Below are 20,760 nucleotides of genomic sequence, written 5' to 3'. Positions count from 1 at the left end.
AAGAGGGAGATGGGCGAGGTCAGTCTAGAGCGGCCAGAAGGTAAGAATGAGCGGCGGCGCAACAAGCACCACCATCAGGCTGAGGGGGGCACCCAGCTTGGCATAGTCCTCGAATTTGTAGCCGCCGGGCCGCATAACCAGGGTGTTGCACTGGTGGCCGACGGGCGTGAGGAAATCACAGGCGGCTCCCACCGCGACAGCCATCAGGAAAGGATCCGGCTGAAAGCCCAGCGTAATGGCCATGGTCGCGCCGATCGGGGCCACGATCAGCACGGTCGCAGCATTGTTCAGAAACGGCGTGACGATCATGGAGGCCAGCAGCACCCCGCCGACGGCTAGGACACCAGGCATGTTCTGGAACAGGCCGCTCAAGAACTCCCCGATGAGGGCCGATCCCCCTGTTTCCTGGATCGCGTTGGAAATGGGAATCATCGCCGCCACAAGGACGAGCAATGGGCCATCCAGTGCCGCATAGGCCTCACGCATCTTCAGGCCGCCGAGCGCCACCGTCACCACAGCTGCCGCAAAGAAGGCCACCGCCACATGGACCAGACCCAGCCCGACCATGATCATGGCCACAGCCAGGACAACGGCCGGAAGGAACCGCCTTCTCACGCTGCCGAGTTGAACATCCCTTTCTACCAAAGGCAGAAGGTCCAGACCGTACATGGCCGAAGGCATGGCCTCCTCCGACCCCTGCAACAGGAGAATATCGCCCGCCTGCAGCTTCATCCGCCGAAACCCCGGGACCATTTCCAGCCCTGCCCGGGATACCCCCAGCAGATTGATCCCGTATTCGCCATAGAAGTCCGACTGCTGGACGGTCTGCCCTTTGAGGGACGAGTTGCGGCCGATCACCGCCTCAACGGTGGTGAGTTCCTCGGTGCGTCCCGCCCGAACCTCCGGCTTGTCGTTGCGCGTCAGGCTCAGCTTGGCCCGTTCCAGAAAGCGGAACAGCGCCTCCTCCGAGCCGTCGATGGCCAGGACATCCCCTGCCTTGACCACCACATTGCCGCGCGGATGAGCTCGACGATCACCGTTACGAATGACGGCCAGAATCTTGACTCGGCCTTCGGCCATGGCCTCCAGGTCGGTGACCGTTGCGGTCACGTGGGACCAGTCGGCCGGCGCGCGCACTTCCGTCAGATAGCTGTTGTCCGCGGCACCGCCGAGGGCCGCACCGCCTTTGCGGCGCTCTGGCAGAACCCGATAGGTGATCGAGACAAAGACCACGATCAGCGCCGTAAGGATCAGCCCGACGGGGGAATAGTCGTACATGCCGAAAGGCTCTCCGACGATGTCCTGGCGCACCTCCGAAACGATGATGTTGGGGGATGTGCCGACCAGAGTGACCATGCCGCCGGCCATGGCCCCGGCCGCCATCGGCATCAGCAGACGCGACGGCGATGTCCCGGTCACGCTCGACACTCGCATCGCCACCGGGAGCATGATGGCCAGAGCTCCCACATTCTTGGTGCACATCGACAACAGGGTCACCACCGCCGTCAGCACGGGCGTCTGGGCGCGCTCTGTCTTGAGCAAGGGCGTCAGCGGTTTCAGCGCCCACTCGACGATGCCGGACCTGGAGAATGCCGCCGACACAATCAGGGCACAGGCGATGATGACGGTCACGTCGTTGCGAAAACCGTCGAACGCGGATTCTGCCGGGATGACGCCGACGGCCAGACCCACGACAAGCGCCACACAGGCCACCAGGTCATAGCGAAAACGCCCCCAGATGAAGGCCGCAATCGTCAGGCCCACCAAGCCGAAGGCTAGTCCTTGCTGGAGTGTCACCCGGCATTCCTCATCCACTCAGCGCACACAACGCACGAGAGCTGCCGTGGCTGCAAGATGGAAGTCCGCTAGACCCTACAAAGGTGAGGTCAGGCCTGGTGGATCCGGTCGCCCATCAAGACAGCCGTCTCGGTGGCACCCCAGGCAACCACGGTCTGCATCAGGGCCGCCATGGCCACCGGCTTGCTCAGACAGTCCTGCATACCCGCCGCGCGATAGCGGCGGAGTTGGGTTTCCAGCGTGTTGGCCGTCAGGGCGATGATGGGAACCTGCGCGGCCAGCCCCCCCATTGAGCGAATGGCCCGCGTGGCATCGACGCCGTCCATATTGGGCATCTGAATGTCCATGAGGACCAGGTCGTATTCCCCGTTCTGGACCCGCTCGACGGCTTCCGCACCGTCGTTGACGGTATCGCACTCCCAGCCCATGGCCGCGAGCATGGCGGTCACCACCATGCGGTTGTTTTCATGGTCGTCGGCATACAGAATTCGCAACGGGGCCGGTGTGGCGTGAAGCTCGATCTCGGCCTCGGCACGAGGCGGCGCATCCACCGGGATTGTGCCGTCGTCAGCCAGCATTCCGGAAACCAGATCATCAAGACGGCGACCGGACGCGAGGATGCGCTCCAGACGGTCCGCCTGTTCCGGGCATTCCGCGGAGCGACCGAGGATCTCCGCAAACCCCAGGATCGTATTCAGGGGGGTACGCATCTCGTGGCTGAGTTCCGTCAAGCGGCGCTCACGCGCTTCGGCGTTTTCGGCCCGCTCGGCCGTCTGGGCTAGCGACAGTTCGGCCTCGATCTGGGCGGTCACGTCCTGGCTGGCCCATAGCAGGGCATCGCCCCCGGTCACGGGGTCCACCACCTTGCGTGCGGAGGTATGCATCCAACGCTCGCCGGACAGCGTCATCGCACGCAGCAGCCCGGAGCTAGGCGTGCCGGCCCAGGCCATCTCAAGGAGATCCTCCGCCGCACTGAGGTTCAGGTACCGCTTGTCCAGATGCAGATCGCCCGGACCAAAGGTGTTGTACGCCGCCGGATTTCGGAACAGCGCGCGGCCATCCCGTTCGAACAGACCGATCACGGTCGGCGAATGCCGGAAAGCCTCCAGCGAGCGCGCCTGATCGGCGTCGACCTGCAACGCCTCGGCCTCCATCAGAATGACGGCCCGGCCACAGGCCAGATAGTGGGTACTCGCGAGGATCTTGGTCGGCTTGGGCTCGCCGTGCGGGTAGAACGTCCACCGCTCCGAGATCACTTCCCCATTGGCCGTATCGTCCAGAATGCGTTGGGTTCGCGCCTTCACGGCCTCGGACTGATCTGAACAGTCGCGCGCCAGGAACTCCTCGCGGCATTCCGCCCCCCAAAGCGTCAGGGCGGCGTCATTGGCATAGATGTGGCGCTTGACGACATTGTCGAACAGCCAGACCGGTCGACGAAGTCGGTCCCAGCCCGCTGCCTCGGGAAGCTCACCTGAACTCATATGTCGTGGGGCCCCAAGCCAATCTGACCCGCAACCTAAGCAGCCCAGCGTTATTTTATGTTTAAACGCGGACTTTTTGGCTGCTAGCTGCCGCCAGGGTTGTGTGGATCCAACGCCAGCCCCGCCGCCTACCTTGCCTAGAGCATGCGTAGCCAACAGAACCTAGCCTTGCTAAACTAGACGTATAGTTGTGGGGCAACTGTCACCGTGATTTGGGAGGCGGGCATGAGGATTCTTGCCGTCATTCTTGCCATCGGCGGAGTCTTGGGCGCAGCCGTACCGACAACGGTCGCGGCACCTTCACAATCAGTTCGCAGCGATGGGGAGATTTTCGCCCAGCTCCAGGCGGCGATTCGAGAGGGCAGGTCTGAGGACACACTTGCCTTGGCTCGACGCGTCCAGGCGAGCGCCTCCTTCTCCCAGTACCCCGCTGACCTCCAGGAAGCGATCTACTCTTTGATCGGCGCGCTGAGTCTTGACGCAGGTCAGCTGGAGCAAGCGGCTGCCGCCCTCGAACGCGCGACGTCCTACCCGTCTGCCGGTTCAGAAACCTGGTTCAATCGCATGGATGCGCTGTCCGGCCTGAATCGTCGCAACGACACAGCGCTCGTCATGATCGAAGCACTGCAGCGATCAACAGAGGTACGCGACCGACTGGATGAGATGTTTGTGCTGCTGCTCGCCAGGGACTCCGAGATCAGCGACGAGGTCAGATACCGCCTTCGTGTGGCACTCTTCGAGTCCGGTTGGCGCGGCGACATCGACGACGGGCTCTGGATGGACCTGATTGATGACTATATGGATCGCGACGACATGGCGCATGCGATTTCGCTCGTGGCCGAAATCCGCGCGCCGTATGCCGTGGTCCGCCTGTACGGGTTTCGCCGATATGATCAGCTTCGCTCGATGGCCGGAGCTCCCGCCCTCGACATGGCCACGGTTGTATCGAGCGATATTGCCCAACTCCGAGCGCGCGCCGAAGGGGCCGATCCAAGCGCCGATGGTCGGGTTGACCTGGCCTTCGCCTTGATGCGCGCCGGCCACTACCAGGACGCGCTGGCTGTCACCGATTCCATTCTCGCCACTCTTACAGAAGATGATGCATCGGATCTCTGGCGCAACATCTCATGGGCCTACGATACCCGCTCTCGTGCACTGATGGCTTTGGGAATTCACGACGATGCATTGGTCGCACAGCAAACCGCCGCAGGGCGTCGTGAAGGCGGAGGGCGCAACATTAGTCAGGCGATCAATCTTGGCTGGCTCTATGTCCGCCTCGGCCGTCCGCAGGATGCCCTGAACATGGTTGCCCACCTGGATTCTGGAGATGACGTCAGTGCCTTCGGCAAGATGCAGGCGGTTCAGGTACGCGCATGCGCCGCGCAGGCCCTTGGCGACTCGGATTTGGTCGCCACTTCCATGACCTACCTCCGAACCAACTGGCACGATGCTCCCGATGCCTATGCAGGTGCACTGGCCTGCGTGGGTGATGAGGACGCGCTCGCCTCACTGACCCTCACTAGGCTCGAAGATCCGGACCTGATGGCCGCTGCCGTCGAGGACCTCCACAACTATCGCCCGTTTCCCAATCCGACGGAATTCGATGCCCGGATCACCGCGGCTCATCAACGCGTCGCAGCACGTCCCGAGGTGATCGCAGCTCGAGACGCTGTCGGGCGAGAACTCGACATGCCTATCCTCGGGCCTCAGTTCTAACCCCTGCGCCGTACTGCGAGGCACCGAAATGGCAACCTCACAAGACGAGCCGAGACATTGAGTCCGGTCACTCGTCAGTTCAGCGAGACGATTCCGCGAACCTTGTCACTTGCGGCGCGATCGCTTCGCAACTTTTTCGACACGGCAACTCACGTGCCAGGGTCCAGCGCCAACCCCGCCGCCTGCCTTGCCTTGAGCACGCGTAGCCAGCCGTGCAGAGCTTCACAGTCCAGCCCATGCATCATCAGCCTGAAGCCGGCCTGGAGCGTCGAAAGCGCAATCATCGGGTGGCCGTTCTTGACGAAGTTCAGATGGTAGTCGGTTCCCAGAATGCGGGCGATATAGATGGCCACCGTCTCGTCCAGCTGAAGCGAATGGGCCGCGCGCACAAAGTCCGCGCGAGGCAGCATCAGCGCATACATCGGCGTGTAGAACTCCACCGCCGTCTGCACGTCAATCTTGTTGAGCCGGCCGTCCGGCAGATCCTCGAACTCCGGCAGCGTATCCGAGATCATCGAGAAATCCGGGCGCGCGACCGGCATCAACTCGCGCTCCTGTGCCTGTAGCGCCTGGTTCAGCTCGATGATGAAGTTGAACACATTCAGGTCGTGCTGGAGAAAGAGGTTGTCCTCGATGTCCTTGAGGCGGGTCGGCCTGAGCGGATGACTTGTCACCCTCTCGACATCGGCTCCCAGCCCGGCATTGGCCTTCATGAAGGCCAACAGCTCTGTGCCGACATGGAAGTGCCTCAGGATCAGGGTGTTCGTCTCAGGGCTGCCGAAGGTCCGCAGGCCCCAATGGATGGTCTTGTGGAGCAGGCCGTTCAGGTTCGGCCAGTTCGGGGTGATTGCCCGAAACACCTTGACCAGACAGAACCACAGGAACACCAGCGGGCGGCTCACCGGAAACAGCCACCGCCGCGACCAGGATCGCTGACCGACCAACAGGCATCGCTTGGCCGTCTCATCGATCGGCAGACTGTGATCCAGATACAGGGCCAGCCACGGGTCCGGGTCGTTCGGATCGTGCGCCATCGTCTTGAAGGGATCGTCCCGAACCTGGGCGGTGCTCACGCCGCGATCTCCTCAATCTGCAGGACATATAGCCGCGCGGTGACGCGCGCCGTCATCACGATGCGCTCGGCCACGGCCTCATCCGGCAGGACCATTCGCAGCATCTCCTGGAACTCCTCCATGTGATCGGCGTCATTGTCGCCGTGGTACAGCAGGAACCTCACCGCCTCGTCCGGCAGGTTCAAGCGGTCCTTGACCTTCTGCCCCCAGGGTTTCGCCTTGATCGACCCCAACCCTTCGATGATCCACATGGCCCCCAACAGGCCAAACGGATCCGGCCTCGACGCCTCGTGGAACATCCAGGCCGACAGGGCTTCGGAGCCGACATTCTTGGAGGCCGCACGAATGACCTCCACATCGCCGCCGGTCGCGACGTAGTCCGCTTCCAGCAAGCGGAAGTCCCGATGCTCCGTCACCGCATGCCGCATCAAGGTTGATCGCAGCTCCAGGTGGGCCTCTCCGATGTTCGACGCCGCCCGGCTCATCCACAGGGCCCCGTCCTTCACCTGCTGGCGCAGATTGACCAGAAAGGTCTGATAGTCCGTCAGCTCGAACCGTCCGCGCTGGAGTTTGCGGATCAGCGGCGTCGCCTCAAGCCGCTGCTCGAAATCCGCAAACACGACCGCCAGCTTGCGCAGGGTGTCAGCCACTTGATCGGTCTGCATGCCATCCGCCACTACACCACCTCCAGCATCATGAAGCCGATCATCGCCCGCCCGCTTTCGGGCACGATACACAGCACCGTTTCGCCCGGCCTGGCCCGTCCACTCTTCATGAACGCGTCGAGCATGATCCAGATCGACGCCGAACCGACGTTTCCGCTTTCGCGCAGGGTACTGAACCACTTCTCTTCGGGAATCATCGCCTTGGTGTCCTTCAACAGCCCGACGATCTCCTCGCGCAGGCTCTTCGCCGAATAGTGACAGAGCAGGTGATCGACCGTGTCCGGCACGATCCGCCCCTGGTCCACCTTCTCCAGCCAGACCCCGATCCAAGCGCGGATGACGATCTTGAGCAGCTCAAAATCCTGCAACAGCGCCACCGCCCCCGCCGCATGGGCCGCCACCGGTCCGGCGTGGCTCCAGGCCGATTTCATGTCAGCGCGATCCGCGGTCGCCGCCCCGGCCCACATGCAGGGATCAAACCGCCCGGCCAGCGACACCATGTCGATCCAGCGCACCTTCAGGCTCCGCCCCTCGGGTCGGGGTGTCGGCTCCATCACCACCGCCCCGGCTCCGTCTGACAGGGTAAAACGCAGGAAGTCCGCCTCCACGGCGGGTCGCCCCTTGGCGTCGACCAGAGCCGTACCTTCATAGAATTCAGGTCGGAACCAGCGCGACGAAAACTCCCCTGCACAGGCCAGGGCCACGTCCGCCTCGCCGGCCCGGACATTCAGCCACGCCGCCTTGGCCGCCATGAGGGCCGAGGCGCAGACCGACTGGAAACTCGCAATCTCCATCGGCCCCGCCCCCAGTTCCGCCTGCACGGCACTGGCATGGCCGGGCACCAGCAGGTCACCCTGGGTGGTCGCTGCGGCCAGAAAACCGAGCGCGCCCTTGTCGAGCCCCGCATCATCGAGGGCCGCCTGTGCCGCCAGCGCACACATCGAGGCGTTGGAATGCAGAGGCTGTCCAGAGGCGTCCAGGGCATAGTAACGCCCCTCGATCCCGTTCCAGCGCAACGCACGCCGCCCGACCACGGACGATCGCCCGCCGATCCGACCGATGAAATCTTCCATCTCCGCATTGCCGATCCGAGGGCCCGGCAAGAAGGCGCCAACCCCCGTCATATAGGCGTCGCGAAGTCGGTCGGATTCGATCATTCGAGGATCAGACCCCGAGCTTTTGTCGCTGGCAAGGCGGCCCGCTGACTCATCGAAAGAACGATGCTACGCATCACGAATCGGGAGGGCTCCATGTCAGATCCAAATGTCGTCACAACGCAAACAGGCTGGTTTTCTCGATTGGGAAAAGCCTTTAGCGGCATCCTCATCGGCTTGATCATTGTGTTCGCCGGCATGTGGTTGCTGGGCTGGAATGAAGGCCGTGCAGTCAAACGCGAGCGAGCGCTCAACGAGGGAGCCGGGGTCGTTCAGAGCGTGGACGTGAACACGATTGATCCGACCCACGACGGAGCCCTGATCCACCTGACGGGTGAGACGACCGTGTCCGACAGCCTGTACGACAGTTCCTGGCCGGTCAGCGTCCAGGCCTTGCGGCTGATGCGCGATGTCGAGATGTATCAGTGGCGCGAAACCTCTCGCAGCGAGACGCGAACCCGTATGGGAGGTGGCCAGGAAACCGTGACGACCTACGAGTACGAGCGCGTCTGGTCCACCAGCCACGAGGATTCGAGCAATTTCCACAATCCCAATGGCCACCAGAACCCGAGCTTCCCCGTAGAAGCCGCCAGCTTCACCTCGTCGGATGCTCGCCTTGGTGCCTATCGTCTGGACACCCGTATCATTGAGCAAATCGGTTCGTCAGAACCGCTGACCCTGGATGGCGACACCCAGAACGCCCTTCTCAACCAGTCGGGCCGGCGGGCCACCGTCTCCGCCTCAGAACTCTATCTCGGATCCGACCCCTCAACGCCTGAGATTGGCGATACCCGCATCAGCTGGCGTGTCGTCCGGCCGGGGACGATCAGCGTGGTCGCCGCCCAGATGGGTGACGGGCTGGGGGCTTTCCAGACCCGAAATGGCAGCTCCATCCTGCTCGTCGAGGACGGGACCGTCGGGGCCGCCCAGATGTTCGAGGGAGCCCAGGCGGCAAACCGCGCCATGCTTTGGGGACTGCGCGTTGGAGGTCTGTTCATGCTGATCACGGGTTTCGGCATGTTGTTGCATCCCTTGCGGGTTTTGGCCGACGTCGTGCCCCCGGTCGGTGCCGTGGTCGGCATGGGCCTGGGCCTGATCTCAACGCTCCTGGGTGTTGTTCTCGGTGGCCTGATCATTGCCATCGCCTGGTTGGCCGTGCGCCCGCTCCTGTCGGTCGGCATTCTTGCGGTCGTGGCCGGGATCGCCTTCCTGCTGTGGCGAACGGGGCGACTGCGGCTGAAGCGCAAGGCTGCTACCGCAGCCGCACAGGCCGGAGCCGTCTCCGCCAGCTAGGGTTTCGTTTACCCCGTTCGTCCACGCGACCTTAGCGGTGCGTCGCGCATTCTGACCCCTCGCAGAACGCGAGGGACCCATGAACGCCGTCTATTCCAATGCCGCCTCCGGCATCCGCAACGCCTTCGACCGCTTTGCCGCCAGCGCCGAGCGCACGGCTCGCCATCCGCTGGACAATGTCGCCGATGAGGCGGTCGAACGGCTCAAGGCCGTCGTCGAACTGACCGCCAATCTTCAGGTGCTCGAAACCGCCGACGCCATGACCGAAGCCTTGCTCGACATCCGAGCGTAGCGGCGATCCTACTTTTTGGCCTGTGATGGTTTGACCGGACCTGCAGCCGCGGGGACCGGCGGCAGTTTGATCATGGTCTGTTGGGCCATGGTACCATTGGCCACGATGATCAGGCGTCCATCGTCAGTCTTCAACGACGTGAAGCCGAGCGAAATGTCCTCGACCACACCCGTCTCGCACTGATCTGCGGTCGGGGCCAATACGGACAGGCGATCCCCCTTGCGGAAAGGCTTGTAGAGCACCAGGCTAATCCCCGAGACGAGGTTTCCCAGGGTCGTCTGAGCGGCGAAGCCGATAACCACCGAGGCCAGACCCACCCCCGCCAGCAAGGCATTTCCCAGCCTGTTCAGGGCCGGCACGAGATGAGCATAGAGGGTCGCCAGCACCAGCCAGAGCGACAGGATCAGCAGGCGGCTCAGAAACGACAGGGCAATCAGGTCGATCCGCTGGGAATGGTCATGGATCATCACCTCACGGAGCATTCGGCGAATAATGACCGACAGGACGACCCCGCCCACCAGCATGATCAGGCCCAGCAGGACCGCACCATGCACCGTCGTCGGGTCGACAAAAGCCAGACCAGTCTGAAGGACCGCCTGCTCCGCGGGTGGTCGGGCGTGGCTCGTCATTGGGAGCTCTGGCTTTCCTGCGTCGTCACGGTGATTTTGGGCAGGGCAGCTCCGCTCATGGCCATGAACGCCGTCAGCACGCCCAGACCCAGCGCGGCCAAGGTCGCCCAATAGCCAGGCCTGATCTCCATCTCGATGGCACCGACCATGCCTGCCGCCAGGTTGCGACCGAACTGATCCATCTCGGTGTCGCCCACTGACTGACCCTGCAGCGCCTCTCTCTTCTGTGCGTCAAAAGCGCGATCGGTCCACGCCATGCCGCCGCCCAGGGCGACCAGAGCCAGCGCCCCCGCCACGACGGCCCCGAGAGCAGCGGTCCGGGCCGGCTTCAGGATAAATCCGAGCACGAGGCTGAGCCCGATCAGAACGGCACCCGCCAGGGCCCACCAGCGACCGTCCTCCAGAACGCCGCCACCGGGTTGTTGCTCGTCCTGATCGGTCGTGCCGTCAGGTGCTTCCGCATCGACCTCGGCCTGGGCCATCATCGAGCCAAGCGGACTATCTTGAGATGGCTGAACGTCTCCGGTGATCAGGTCGAGCCCCGTGGCCTCCACCAACGGACTGCCTTGGCACGACACCACCAGCCAGGGCGTCAGAAACAGCACCAGTGCCAAGACCTTGAGCACGCGCGCAATGTTCATCCAGCTCATGCAGCTCCCTCCCGGAATCGAGAGGGAGCCTAGCTCGCCTTGTCCGGCAAGGCGAACAAATCCGGCCCTGCACATTTCATCTTGCCAGCCACCACTGCATTGCCTCACCTCGTTCTGGCCGACCCGATCGCGTCTATGGAGCGCCCTATGGATCAGATGATCTTCATCAACCTGCCGGTCACTGAGTTGAACCGCTCCATCGCCTTCTATGAGGCCGTGGGCGCGACGAAGAACCCGATGTTCTCGGATGACACCGCCGCCTGCATGGTCCTGTCGAACACCATCTATGTGATGCTGCTGACCCACGCGAAATGGGCAACTTTCGGCGACGTGCCGATCCATGACGCCCACAAGGGCGCCCAGGTCTTTTTGTGCCTGACCCGCCCGGACAAGCCCGCTGTCGACCGCGTCGTCGAACAGGCCGGCACCGCCGGCGGTCGGCCGGACCCGACGCCGAGCCAGGACTACGGCTTCATGTACGGGCGCAGCTTCGCCGACCCGGACGGCCACATCTGGGAAAACGTCTGGATGGATCCACAGGCCGCCGCCGAAGGCCCACCGGACATGGCTGCGAAGGACACCGTCTGATGGCCGACAAGATCACCCCCTGCATCTGGTTCGACCTCGGCCAGGCGAAGAAGGCCGCCGAATTCTACGTCTCGCTCGGCCTGCCTGATAGCCGCATCGACCATGTGGCGCTCAGTCCCGCCGACAATCCCTCCTCGAAAGAGGGCGAGGAATTGCTGGTCGAATTCACCCTCGCCGGGCGCAGCTACCTCGGCCTGAACGGCGGCTCGATGTTCACCCCGACAGAGGCCGTCTCCTTCCTGATCCAGACCGAGGATCAGGCCGAGACGGACCGCCTGTGGGACGCCATCGTCGGCAACGGCGGGTCCGAGAGCATGTGCGGCTGGTGCAAGGACCGCTGGGGCGTCTCCTGGCAGATCACGCCCCGCGCCCTGATGGACCTGCATCGCGAAGCCAACCCCGCTCGCGCAAAGGCCGGCTTTGAGGCCATGATGCAGATGAAGAAACTGGACATCGCCGCCATCCTGGCAGCGGCGGACGCTGCATTGTAAAGGAGAGACCCCATGCCCTACCTCGACATCACGGCCATCCCCGTTCCGTCGGAAAGCCAGGCCGCCTATCTGGAGCACTCGGCCCTGACGACCGCCTGGTTCAAGGAGGTCGGGGCCCTGTCCGTCACCGAGACCTGGGGGACCGATGTTCCCGACGGCAAGCTGACCGACTTCAAGAAGGCCGTCGCCCTCAAGGACGGCGAGACCGTCGCCATCGGCTGGATCACCTGGCCCGACAAGGCCACCCGCGACGCCGGCTGGGAAAAGCTCATGCAGGACGAACGTATGCAGAGCAGCACCTTCCCCTTTGACGGCAAGCGCATGATCTTCGGCGGCTTCGACGTCATCGCCGAGGGCTAGCAGGTCGGAGTTGGATCACGACTTCAATTCGACGGGCTAGCCAACGATCCGACGGTCCGCCTCCAGGCCAACCCCGGCGCAATGCGCTCGATAGGCGGCCTCAGCGGTGGCGCTGTCGGAATAGTCCATAACCTCACCCGCTTCGTCCAGATATTCCACCCGGCCTCGCAAGGTGATCTGGATGATGCAGGGCGCGTCGCCGTGACATTCCCAGCTGTCGCAGTTGCCGGCAGGTTCATAGACGAACTCACCCGGTCCGACGATCTCGTCAGCCTCGATCAATCGCCGCGACCCGGTGAGATTGAGAGCATGAACCGGTCCCGTATGTCTGTGCGGGCCGATCCGCGTGCCCGGCTCCAACCGCAGTTGAAGCGAATATCCTGACCGTTCAAACCGCAGGGGACGCATGGACAAGCCCTTTCGGAGCGGAACCCAGGGTATCGTTTCGAGATCCAGAGAAACTCTGTCTTCCAACATCATCCGTCTCCTCATCAAGCAGCGACAGCGCGCAAATATCGGTCAAAGGATGCGGCGAGTTTGGCCTGGGCGTCCCCGATCATGTCTCGTCCGGTATTGAAGCCGAACACGTCCTCGAAGCTCATCGCCTCGACCCGCCGTCGAAGCTCCATCAAGGCTTTCGGTCCGAGCGGCAGGTGGTTGGGATAGCTGTACATGAACGAGGCGAAGCGCCGGTCCGATGACACCTGCACGGCGTCGCCAGGGAACAGGGCACCGCCCCTGCGCGGCCCGGTTTTCCACCACAGGCCGGCGCTGCCATCGAAATGGCTACCCAGGCGCACCAGGTCCACGTTCGGGGCCAGGTTCAGCTGATCTCCCTCCCAGAGCCTGAGATGAGCCGGACGACGCTGTAGCCAGGCCTCGTCCGCCGCATGGACGTAGACGGGCGCACCATCCAGGGCTTCGCCCCAATCAGCCATGGCGCCGTAGAAATGCGGGTGCGAAATCGCGATGGCCTTGACCGGCCCGCGTGCGCGGATGGCCGCGACCGCGTCCGACGTCACCGCCGCCAGACATTCCCAGACAATCTGGCCTTCGTCTGTGGGGATAAGGAACGCTCGCTGATTGATTGCGAAGGCAGGTTCCAGAACCAGGGTGGTAACGCCATGCGTCTCCTCGACTTGCGTGCGGTGCGAGTTGGTCAGCATCTCGCGTGTCTGCCACCTCTGGCCACTCCACCCGACGTACTGGCGTTCGTCTTCACAGATCGGACAACGGGGCGGGAACGTCACCGACGGCGTCTGTTGAACGCCACAGGCCTCGCAAGTCCATGCCTTCAGGGGGGAGCCGTTCGCGGCCATCTGATTTCTCCTTGTATCGACCGCGAGGCCATTTATCTTGGCGTCAAGTTATTCGCATTTATCTCGATGTCAAGACACCTGTGGGGGCTGAATGCACAATGACCGGACCGGACAGCGCCAGGCCGAATGGCGCAAGGAATTGCCGGATCTCGACACGAGGGGGATGGGGGTTCTTGGACGGGCGCGGCTGATCACCCTGGCGGTACGACCGGCCATTGAATCCTTGTTCGCCGAGCACGGCCTGGACAGCGGGGAGTTCGACGTCCTGGCGACCCTTCTGCGTTCAGGCGCGCCCTATCGAATGCGCCCGACAGAGCTCTTCAAGTCCCTGATGATATCGTCCGGCGGTTTGACCGACCGGCTGTCGCGGCTCGAGAGGGCCGGATGGATTCAGCGCATGCCCTCACCCGACGACGCACGGTCCAAGCTGGTGGAGCTCACGCCCAAAGGTCGAAGCATCACCGAAGCCTTGTTCAGGCGCGACATGGCTTTGGAAGAGGACCTGCTATCGGTCCTGTCTGATGACGAAGCCGACCAGCTCGCGCACCTGTTAGCCAGGCTCGCCGCATCTTTAGAGACGGATTAGCGGCACATGGTCCAGGTCGCCTCGCGGATCTCCAGATGCAGGTGATTGGCGTGGGCGGCGTTGTAGTCCGGCGAGAGCACCGTGCCGTAGATCCGGCAGCTCTCGTCGCGCACCCGACGCAGGAACCGCGCCTCGTCACCGCCCCCGGACCAGCCGTCCAGCACCGTGATCCGTCGCCCGTTCCTCAGCCGCACCCCGCCGAAATCCAGCGCATTGGCCCGCGCATGGGCGCTGCGCCGGCCCGTCGCCGCTCCGTTGACGTTGCGGCACGAATAGGCACCCATCAGGTCAATCTGGACCACGTCCGAGCCAAAGATCTCCCGCGCCGCCGGCTCGACCACCTGACGCCGCCAGATCGACATGGCCAGCGCCGCCGGACAGCTCAAGAGGGGCCGTTCCGGTGACAAACGCGCCACCGTCCCCCAGTCCACCGTCACCAGTCCGGCATCGACATAGGCGCATCCGGTGCCGTCGTCCCGATCCGGCATCGGACTGAACTCCACCCGCGCGGCGGCCAACTGGCCGTAACAGCGATCGTAATCTCCGCCCGCCTCAGTGATCCGGTCCATCGTCCGGTCATCGACGCGCTGATTGATCAGTCCCTCGCCACCGCTCGATGGACCCGCGGGCCGTCCCGGCCAGGTCGGCTGGACCGGCCCCGGCTGCACCGCATATCTCGGCCCCCCGCATGCCGCGAGCAACGCCAGCACGGCGAGCGTCGTCAGAGGCCTCCACACGCGCATCATGCGCCATGACCGCGCGAGGGGCGTGATTCGTCAAGCGACGGGCGCGGGCCGCTATTCGCGACCCTTTGAAAATACCGCCTCCATCCGCGTCACAAGCGCTGTGCCAACGATCAAGAAGAACAGGACTGAGTAGATCCGGACTAAGAACTGGGCAGCCTCCACATACCCAGAGTAACGGCCCGCAGCCCGCCAAAGTTCGACCTGCCCCAAGTCAACAGGTGTCAACAAGTCAAGCGCCAAGGGGAAGCCGGGACACGAGTCCACGAGACGGAACCCTGGATTGATTTGACTACAAGGGACTACCGACTCAGCTTGCACTGTCTCGGGTCGTCGTTCGATCTGGCCTTCCCAGCCTGCCCAGGCGATACTGAACGTCAGGGCGACCAGCGGGAGGATAAAACACCTTACAAGCCGCTCCGTCGAAAACCCGAACTTGGAGACAGCGAAGACCGATTCCAGTAGGGGTCTCGTCGCGCCATGAATTCGGTAAGACAGCATATCAACGCGCCGCCGCAGACGGTCCACCTCAACAATGTTTGCTGACACATATCGTCCTGCTTCACGCATGGCTCGCGTAGCAACATCATAGGGTTGCAGGGGCACATAATCGGTCACGATATTCTGGTAGCGAGTGTGTTCCAGTCGCTGGCGAGCAAGGTAGCTCAGGGCCAAGGGTTTATTTTGGCCCCATCTAGGACCCGTCAGGTACCCGAAGACCCATGGAACTAATACCCAGAACAATAACGCTAGCGCCGACAGAGAATTAAAAAAACTAGTGAAACCTGAATCCGCAACTATGAACGCCATGGCCGCCACGAACACTGATCCAAGGATATAATTCCGACGTATCTCTTCATTTCTAACATCTTTACTAAATAGAAACTTACGGTCTTGAAGAGAGAGGGGTGCCAGCGGACCGATTGCGCCGACCGCAAGGTATACGAAACCATCGAGGCTGAGCGCTCCTGGAATGGGCCATGCCTCAGGCGCATGGCTGAAAACAGTTGCTCGAGCATTTCTTAGGTCAATGTGCCAATGGGTTTGACTTCGGTCCTCCAGGAACGAGCGGTACTCATGGCCTTCCGGAATCTGCGACGACATTCCAGGATCGACGTGCGCGATTGCCGCTTCATCTCCTTCGGCGTCACCCTGCGAGCGATCCGGGCTAGCTTGCGGATAGATGTCCAAACGTCCGCAGATGGTCGCTTGCTCCATTTTGATCTGGGGGCCACAGGCTGGACCAAACAGAAGGAACACGTCGCCTTCCACGTCGCACCCACGCAGGTTTAAACGACCGCCGAGTCCCTTGGCTCGTTTGTGACAAACGATAGCAATATTGGATTTTCCAGTTTCAATCGGTTCTGAATTTATGGGGCGTGCGCTACTCTTATCGCTGAAGTAGATTGAGCCGCCGACCTTGGCGTTCTGGAGTTGAACCCCCCACAAATTCTCGCTTTCTCGGAAATCCACATCGTCGCCAATCTTCGCCTGATCGAGATCTACGGCAACGTCCTCAAGATGCGATCGCTCTACCTGAACCCCCGAGGCCAACAATGTTCTAATGCGACTTTGATCTAGCCCGCCCGTCCGGCTCACATGTGGCTCTTCATTTTCTCGGTTACCTGACGGCAAATTTGACTGGATCGCGGGCCGCCAGTTCGACTCCATTCCTCGCAAAATCAGCGACCCGCCGATTCTAATTCCCTTGAGCTTTAGCCGTCCGTGCGAAACTAACGTGGAGGCCTGATTACTCTTGGCTTCATTCTCACCACCAGGAGACTTCTGACCGGATTCTTCATAGCCTGTTGCGGAAAGGGCAGGTGCGTGGCCGCCGACTTCCGTAGAAAAATCGCCGTCAATCACGGCCTGGGTTAAGTCTATCACCCGGTCCTCGCGCTCGAGGGCGCGGCGCCATTCCTCGGGCAGCGCGAGGAACACGCCTAGGGCACCAAGTCCGACCTCTGAGGGGCAGCTTCGCGTCGCCTCTTCATCGCGCTCTTTGGCAAGTTCAACCACAATCGCAGATGCTGGATGCAACTCCGCGTCTCCGAGCCTCACGCTGCCGCCTATCCGAGCGTACTTGGCCCGGAGGACACCGCTCACGAAGGTCTGCTCGAGGAAAAGTGTCCCTGCCAGTGAAACATTGTCGGCTCGAATGGCATGCGAAAGCTGCCGTTCTGAATGCCTGATAAGCCCGCGCGCCGGCGGAACGTCCCAAGCCGTAAAGCCCTCAAGGACCTCCAGGTTCATCCGCGCGTCAATCTCTGATAGGCGCTCGTCCTGACCGCCTTGATCGGCCCCAGACTGATCTGATGTGGCTTCGGGAAGATTGTGCAGACCTTTTGCAATCCTCTCCGCACGGCCGGTGCGCCCGTGCCTTTCGCCGACCTCAGATGGTCCTCCTGACCCCTGCCCCCCTTCCTGCATGGCTTGCGGTGCCGCGCCTAGCGCGGTCCCTCCCCCTTTCTTCTTCACGTCGGAGGCCCATTGCTCGAGCAGGCCGAGTGGCGACACAAACGTGCACCCCCGGGCAAAGACTGACCGCTTAAACTCCGCACCCCTCCAGGACAGCCCGCCCCATATGCGGGCCCGGTCAAACGACACTTCGTTGCTCACGATTGCACGCGACAAATCCAGCATCCCCCGATCGGGAGCGACAGAAACCTCGGGGGAATAAGCGCCAACGGGCGCAGCCAGCAGATCACTAAGATCCATATCGCCACCGATTCGAACGCCCGAAAGGGATGCGGGCGCGAGTATGGTGCTACGGGCGAGCGACAGAGGGCCGGTGACCTTGAGGCCGCTCAAATCAAGTTGAGCGAACGACGAGCCGGACAAATCAAGAGACGCGATGCTGGCCTCGCGAAGGATGAGGCCACCCTCAAAGATGCACCCGATAAAGCTGAGGCTGATCGGCGCGCGCAGATTCCCCAATCTGAGTGGCCGTCCAGTCTTTCCTATCCTGCAGCCTACAACCTGGAACGAGCGCCCGGCCGGAAAGTCGTGCCGGATACCGTCAAAGGGCGAATGGAACTGAGCCAGGAGGGCTTCTATCTCGTCAGGTTCGACGTCTACGATCTCATGATTTAGATCTGCCGCATCAAGCCACCCTTCCAGATCCTTCGCGTGCTTCTCGGGATTGCCGTTGTTCTTGCCGACACCTCCGACCAATTTAGCGCGCGTCCAGAGACTCAGTCCCTCGAAATCGCGGTAGCTGAGACTCCCTTCTCGACTTGAGTGGGGTTCCCAGTTCGGCTCCATCTCGAACGCCGCCGCCCGAAACCGGGGAATCTGGCCGTCGACCACCTGGAGGCCGCGGGTAGACCCTTGAGGCTCAATTCGGCCTCCACTAGCCATGGCGTCCTGGAGCAGTTGAGGCGTGCTCCGCCTATCATCGGTCATTGGCTCTGTTCCCCTCGACGCGCCATTCCATCCACAACTCAGGCATGCATCACTAGGTCTTTGTACGCAGAAACGGCCTGAGGCTAGCCCCCTACCCCTTTCGCCCGCCCCGCCCTACATTGGCGTTCATGGCTCGTTCTCCCCGCAAACCGACCGGCTCCGGCGTGTCCGAGGCTCCCGCGACCTTTATCCCGGCGGGCGCTGATCCGATGGCGCGGATGCCCATGTTTGCGCCGATGCCGGACGGGCCGCGGCTGACGCCGGACGAGGCGCCGGGCGCCCCCGAGGGCTGGGTTCCGCACCGCCCGGACCGGACCGCCGCCAGCCGGCACAAACCCTTCCGCATGGTGTCGTCGTTCGAGCCCTCAGGCGATCAGCCCGCCGCCATCGCGGAACTGGTGGCCACCGCCGAGGCGGGCGAGCGGGACCAGGTGCTGCTGGGCGTCACCGGCTCAGGCAAGACCTTCACCATGGCCAAGGTCATCGAAGCCACCCAGCGCCCGGCCCTGATCCTGGCTCACAACAAGACCCTGGCGGCCCAGCTCTATTCCGAATTCAAAGCCTTTTTCCCCGACAATGCGGTCGAATATTTCGTAAGTTATTACGATTATTATCAGCCCGAAGCATATGTGCCCCGAACTGATACATATATTGAGAAAGATTCGTCGATCAATGAACAGATTGACAGAATGCGCCACGCGGCAACTCGCGCTATACTAGAGCGTGATGATGTCATTGTTGTGGCGTCGGTCAGTTGCATCTACGGGATCGGGTCGGTCGAGACCTATACGGCGATGACGTTCAAGCTGGGGGTCGGGGAGCGGATCGACGAAGCGAAGCTCAGGGCCGATCTGGTGGCGCTGCAGTACAAGCGCAACGATCAGGCGTTCGAGCGGGGCACCTTCAGGAAGCGCGGCGACACCATCGAGATCTTCCCCGTCCACCTGGAGGACCGGGCCTGGCGCATCAGCCTGTTCGGGGACGAAATTGAATCCATTCAGGAGTTCGACCCCCTGACCGGCAAGACCACCACGGACCTGAAGGAGGTCACGGTCTATGCCGCCAGCCACTATGTGACGCCGCGCCCGACGCTCAACCAGGCCGTCAACGGCATCAAGGCCGAGCTGAAGGAGACGCTCGACTGGATGATCGAGCACGGCAAGCTGCTGGAGGCCCAGCGGCTCGAACAGCGCACCCGCTTCGACCTGGAGATGATGGAGGCCACCGGCTCCTGCGCCGGCATCGAGAACTATTCCCGCTGGCTGACCGGCCGCGCGCCCGGCGAGCCGCCGCCGACCTTCTTTGAGTACATCCCCGACAACGCCCTGCTGTTCGTCGACGAGAGCCACGTCACCGTCGGCCAGATCAACGGCATGTACCGGGGCGACTACCGCCGCAAGTCGACGCTGGCGGAATACGGTTTCCGCCTGCCCAGCTGTATCGACAACCGCCCGCTGAAGTTCGACGAGTGGAACGCCATGCGGCCCCAGACGGTCTATGTCTCGGCCACTCCCGGCCAGTGGGAGCTGGACCAGACCGGCGGCGTGTTCACCGAACAGGTCATCCGCCCCACCGGCCTGATCGACCCGCCGGTCGAGGTGCGCCCGGTCACCACCGACACCGCCAATCAGGTCGACGACGTCATCGCCGAGGTCAAGGACACCACGGCCCAGGGCTATCGCAGCCTGGTCACCACCCTGACCAAGCGCATGGCCGAGGACCTGACCGAATATATGCACGAACAGGGCATCCGCGTGCGCTACATGCACTCGGACGTCGACACCCTGGAGCGGATCGAGATCCTGCGCGACCTTCGGTTAGGCGCCTTTGACTGCCTGATCGGCATCAACCTGCTGCGCGAGGGTCTGGACATCCCCGAATGCGGCCTGGTCGCTATTCTGGACGCCGACAAGGAGGGCTTCCTGCGCTCCGAGACCAGCCTGATCCAGACGATCGGTCGCGCCGCCCGCAACGTCGACGGCCGGGTGATCCTGTACGCCGACCGCATCACCGGCTCGATGGACCGCGCCATCGCCGAAACCAACCGCCGCCGCGACAAGCAGGAGGCCTACAACACCGCCCACGGCATCACCCCCGAAAGCGTCAAGCGCGACATCCAGGACATCCTCGCCAGCCCCTACGAAAGCCGCGAGATGGACCGCCTGACCAGGCCCGGCGTCGCCGAACAGGCCAAACCCTTCGTCGGCTCCAACTTCCAGGCCGCCCTCAAGGACCTGGAGACGCGAATGCGCGAGGCGGCGTCCAACCTGGAGTTCGAGGAAGCCGCCAGGCTGAGGGACGAGATCAAGCGGATGAAGCTGCTCGACCTGGAGTTCGCGAATGAGGCGCTAACGGGAAGCGGGGAGGAAGCGGACCGGTCAGCGCCGAAACGGTGGCGAGCCGAGGCGGCGGCGGAGAAGGCGGAGGCGTTCAGGAAGGGGCGGCGGTAGGCACGCGGCGAAGGCCAGCTTAGCGCCAGCAGCGGGCATTGGTACACCGCCGGGAGAGCATTCTCTCC

Annotated in this window: 19 protein-coding genes; 8 read left to right on the top strand and 11 right to left on the bottom strand. The window is 62.8% G+C overall.

The annotated features are described in order from the left end of the window. Window positions 1-24 precede the first annotated feature (24 nt). Together G391_RS0107505 and G391_RS0107500 are read right to left on the bottom strand one after the other, a co-directional pair. On the bottom strand, window positions 25-1,797 hold the full coding sequence (locus G391_RS0107505; RefSeq protein ID WP_029086971.1) for an SLC13 family permease: 1,773 nt from the start codon (window positions 1,795-1,797) through the stop codon (window positions 25-27). An 89-nt stretch (window positions 1,798-1,886) separates the two neighbouring features. Further along, complete coding sequence (locus G391_RS0107500) at window positions 1,887-3,278, bottom strand: response regulator (RefSeq protein WP_029086970.1); 1,392 nt, start codon at window positions 3,276-3,278, stop codon at window positions 1,887-1,889. A 225-nt stretch (window positions 3,279-3,503) separates the two neighbouring features. Between G391_RS0107500 and G391_RS0107495 the strand changes: the two genes are divergently transcribed. After that, the gene (locus tag G391_RS0107495) at window positions 3,504-4,994 is read left to right on the top strand and encodes a hypothetical protein (RefSeq protein WP_029086969.1); all 1,491 of its coding nucleotides are present in this window, start codon (window positions 3,504-3,506) and stop codon (window positions 4,992-4,994) included. 149 nt (window positions 4,995-5,143) lie between these two features. On the opposite strand, the gene G391_RS0107490 is transcribed toward G391_RS0107495, so the two are convergent. Genes G391_RS0107490 through G391_RS0107480 form a run of 3 tightly spaced genes read right to left on the bottom strand, consistent with a single transcriptional unit; the run spans window position 5,144 to window position 7,889 of the window. Continuing rightward, window positions 5,144-6,067: a DUF6999 family protein gene (locus tag G391_RS0107490; protein WP_245572057.1), complete on the bottom strand. Its 924-nt coding sequence runs from the start codon at window positions 6,065-6,067 to the stop codon at window positions 5,144-5,146. After that, on the bottom strand, window positions 6,064-6,804 hold the full coding sequence (locus G391_RS0107485; RefSeq protein WP_035303980.1) for an iron-containing redox enzyme family protein: 741 nt from the start codon (window positions 6,802-6,804) through the stop codon (window positions 6,064-6,066). Before G391_RS0107485 ends, G391_RS0107490 begins: the two co-directional genes overlap by 4 nt. Further along, window positions 6,744-7,889 (bottom strand): StlD/DarB family beta-ketosynthase, encoded by a 1,146-nt coding sequence (locus G391_RS0107480; RefSeq protein WP_029086966.1) that lies wholly within the window; start codon window positions 7,887-7,889, stop codon window positions 6,744-6,746. The genes G391_RS0107485 and G391_RS0107480 overlap by 61 nt, the downstream gene beginning before the upstream one ends. A 141-nt stretch (window positions 7,890-8,030) precedes the next feature. On the opposite strand from G391_RS0107480, the gene G391_RS0107475 reads away from it, so the two are divergent. Next, the gene (locus G391_RS0107475) at window positions 8,031-9,179 is read left to right on the top strand and encodes a TMEM43 family protein (protein WP_169719098.1); all 1,149 of its coding nucleotides are present in this window, start codon (window positions 8,031-8,033) and stop codon (window positions 9,177-9,179) included. A 79-nt stretch (window positions 9,180-9,258) separates the two neighbouring features. Beyond that, complete coding sequence (locus tag G391_RS0107470; protein ID WP_029086964.1) at window positions 9,259-9,471, top strand: hypothetical protein; 213 nt, start codon at window positions 9,259-9,261, stop codon at window positions 9,469-9,471. A gap of 8 nt (window positions 9,472-9,479) precedes the next feature. Here the strand turns inward: G391_RS0107470 and G391_RS14220 are convergent, their stop codons facing one another. Continuing rightward, window positions 9,480-10,100 carry a mechanosensitive ion channel family protein gene (locus G391_RS14220; RefSeq protein ID WP_051257215.1) on the bottom strand — a complete coding sequence of 207 codons (621 nt, stop codon included), beginning with the start codon at window positions 10,098-10,100 and terminating at the stop codon, window positions 9,480-9,482. Continuing rightward, complete coding sequence (locus G391_RS0107460; protein WP_029086963.1) at window positions 10,097-10,750, bottom strand: hypothetical protein; 654 nt, start codon at window positions 10,748-10,750, stop codon at window positions 10,097-10,099. The genes G391_RS14220 and G391_RS0107460 overlap by 4 nt, the downstream gene beginning before the upstream one ends. 147 nt (window positions 10,751-10,897) lie before the next feature. On the opposite strand from G391_RS0107460, the gene G391_RS14215 reads away from it, so the two are divergent. From G391_RS14215 to G391_RS0107445, 3 genes are read left to right on the top strand one after another with little or no spacing between them, the layout of a single operon-like run. Further along, entirely contained in the window at window positions 10,898-11,338 is a 441-nt protein-coding gene (locus tag G391_RS14215) for a VOC family protein (protein WP_035303975.1), read from the top strand. Next, complete coding sequence (locus tag G391_RS0107450; RefSeq protein ID WP_029087129.1) at window positions 11,338-11,829, top strand: VOC family protein; 492 nt, start codon at window positions 11,338-11,340, stop codon at window positions 11,827-11,829. Before G391_RS14215 ends, G391_RS0107450 begins: the two co-directional genes overlap by 1 nt. A 12-nt stretch (window positions 11,830-11,841) precedes the next feature. Then, a complete protein-coding gene (locus G391_RS0107445) occupies window positions 11,842-12,189 on the top strand; it encodes a DUF1428 domain-containing protein (RefSeq protein ID WP_029086962.1) in 348 nt (115 codons plus the stop codon). 36 nt (window positions 12,190-12,225) lie between these two features. Here G391_RS0107445 and G391_RS14210 read toward each other — a convergent pair whose 3' ends face one another. Both G391_RS14210 and G391_RS0107435 read right to left on the bottom strand, forming a co-directional pair. Then, complete coding sequence (locus G391_RS14210) at window positions 12,226-12,666, bottom strand: cupin domain-containing protein (protein ID WP_425393390.1); 441 nt, start codon at window positions 12,664-12,666, stop codon at window positions 12,226-12,228. A gap of 14 nt (window positions 12,667-12,680) precedes the next feature. Then, on the bottom strand, window positions 12,681-13,508 hold the full coding sequence (locus G391_RS0107435) for an MBL fold metallo-hydrolase (RefSeq protein ID WP_051257213.1): 828 nt from the start codon (window positions 13,506-13,508) through the stop codon (window positions 12,681-12,683). A 91-nt stretch (window positions 13,509-13,599) separates the two neighbouring features. Between G391_RS0107435 and G391_RS0107430 the strand changes: the two genes are divergently transcribed. Next, window positions 13,600-14,094: a MarR family winged helix-turn-helix transcriptional regulator gene (locus G391_RS0107430; protein WP_029086960.1), complete on the top strand. Its 495-nt coding sequence runs from the start codon at window positions 13,600-13,602 to the stop codon at window positions 14,092-14,094. Here G391_RS0107430 and G391_RS0107425 read toward each other — a convergent pair. Next, window positions 14,091-14,840 (bottom strand): extensin family protein, encoded by a 750-nt coding sequence (locus tag G391_RS0107425; protein WP_035303972.1) that lies wholly within the window; start codon window positions 14,838-14,840, stop codon window positions 14,091-14,093. The genes G391_RS0107430 and G391_RS0107425 overlap by 4 nt on opposite strands. Before the next feature lie 51 nt (window positions 14,841-14,891). Continuing rightward, window positions 14,892-18,146 (bottom strand): hypothetical protein, encoded by a 3,255-nt coding sequence (locus tag G391_RS0107420; RefSeq protein ID WP_156893880.1) that lies wholly within the window; start codon window positions 18,144-18,146, stop codon window positions 14,892-14,894. A 224-nt stretch (window positions 18,147-18,370) separates the two neighbouring features. On the opposite strand from G391_RS0107420, the gene uvrB reads away from it, so the two are divergent. Next, window positions 18,371-20,692: an excinuclease ABC subunit UvrB gene (gene uvrB, locus G391_RS0107415; RefSeq protein WP_029086957.1), complete on the top strand. Its 2,322-nt coding sequence runs from the start codon at window positions 18,371-18,373 to the stop codon at window positions 20,690-20,692. Window positions 20,693-20,760 lie beyond the last annotated feature (68 nt).

Origin of the sequence: Brevundimonas aveniformis DSM 17977, from assembly GCF_000428765.1 — a bacterium.
Taxonomy (GTDB): Bacteria; Pseudomonadota; Alphaproteobacteria; order Caulobacterales; family Caulobacteraceae; genus Brevundimonas; species Brevundimonas aveniformis.
The sequence above is the reverse complement of the archived record's forward strand: the minus strand, read 5'-3'. Positions and strand labels throughout refer to the sequence as shown.

Excerpts from the sequence above, each read along its gene's own strand:
- G391_RS0107480 (WP_029086966.1), bottom strand. The coding sequence starts at position 7,889 with ATGATCGAATCCGACCGACTTCGCGACGCCTATATGACGGGGGTTGGC.
- G391_RS0107470 (WP_029086964.1), top strand. The coding sequence starts at position 9,259 with ATGAACGCCGTCTATTCCAATGCCGCCTCCGGCATCCGCAACGCCTTC.
- G391_RS14220 (WP_051257215.1), bottom strand. The coding sequence starts at position 10,100 with ATGACGAGCCACGCCCGACCACCCGCGGAGCAGGCGGTCCTTCAGACT.
- G391_RS0107450 (WP_029087129.1), top strand. The coding sequence starts at position 11,338 with ATGGCCGACAAGATCACCCCCTGCATCTGGTTCGACCTCGGCCAGGCG.
- G391_RS14215 (WP_035303975.1), top strand. The coding sequence starts at position 10,898 with ATGGATCAGATGATCTTCATCAACCTGCCGGTCACTGAGTTGAACCGC.
- G391_RS0107500 (WP_029086970.1), bottom strand. The coding sequence starts at position 3,278 with ATGAGTTCAGGTGAGCTTCCCGAGGCAGCGGGCTGGGACCGACTTCGT.
- G391_RS14210 (WP_425393390.1), bottom strand. The coding sequence starts at position 12,666 with ATGTTGGAAGACAGAGTTTCTCTGGATCTCGAAACGATACCCTGGGTT.
- G391_RS0107495 (WP_029086969.1), top strand. The coding sequence starts at position 3,504 with ATGAGGATTCTTGCCGTCATTCTTGCCATCGGCGGAGTCTTGGGCGCA.
- uvrB (WP_029086957.1), top strand. The coding sequence starts at position 18,371 with ATGGCTCGTTCTCCCCGCAAACCGACCGGCTCCGGCGTGTCCGAGGCT.
- G391_RS0107445 (WP_029086962.1), top strand. The coding sequence starts at position 11,842 with ATGCCCTACCTCGACATCACGGCCATCCCCGTTCCGTCGGAAAGCCAG.
- G391_RS0107430 (WP_029086960.1), top strand. The coding sequence starts at position 13,600 with ATGCACAATGACCGGACCGGACAGCGCCAGGCCGAATGGCGCAAGGAA.
- G391_RS0107425 (WP_035303972.1), bottom strand. The coding sequence starts at position 14,840 with ATGATGCGCGTGTGGAGGCCTCTGACGACGCTCGCCGTGCTGGCGTTG.
- G391_RS0107435 (WP_051257213.1), bottom strand. The coding sequence starts at position 13,508 with ATGGCCGCGAACGGCTCCCCCCTGAAGGCATGGACTTGCGAGGCCTGT.
- G391_RS0107460 (WP_029086963.1), bottom strand. The coding sequence starts at position 10,750 with ATGAGCTGGATGAACATTGCGCGCGTGCTCAAGGTCTTGGCACTGGTG.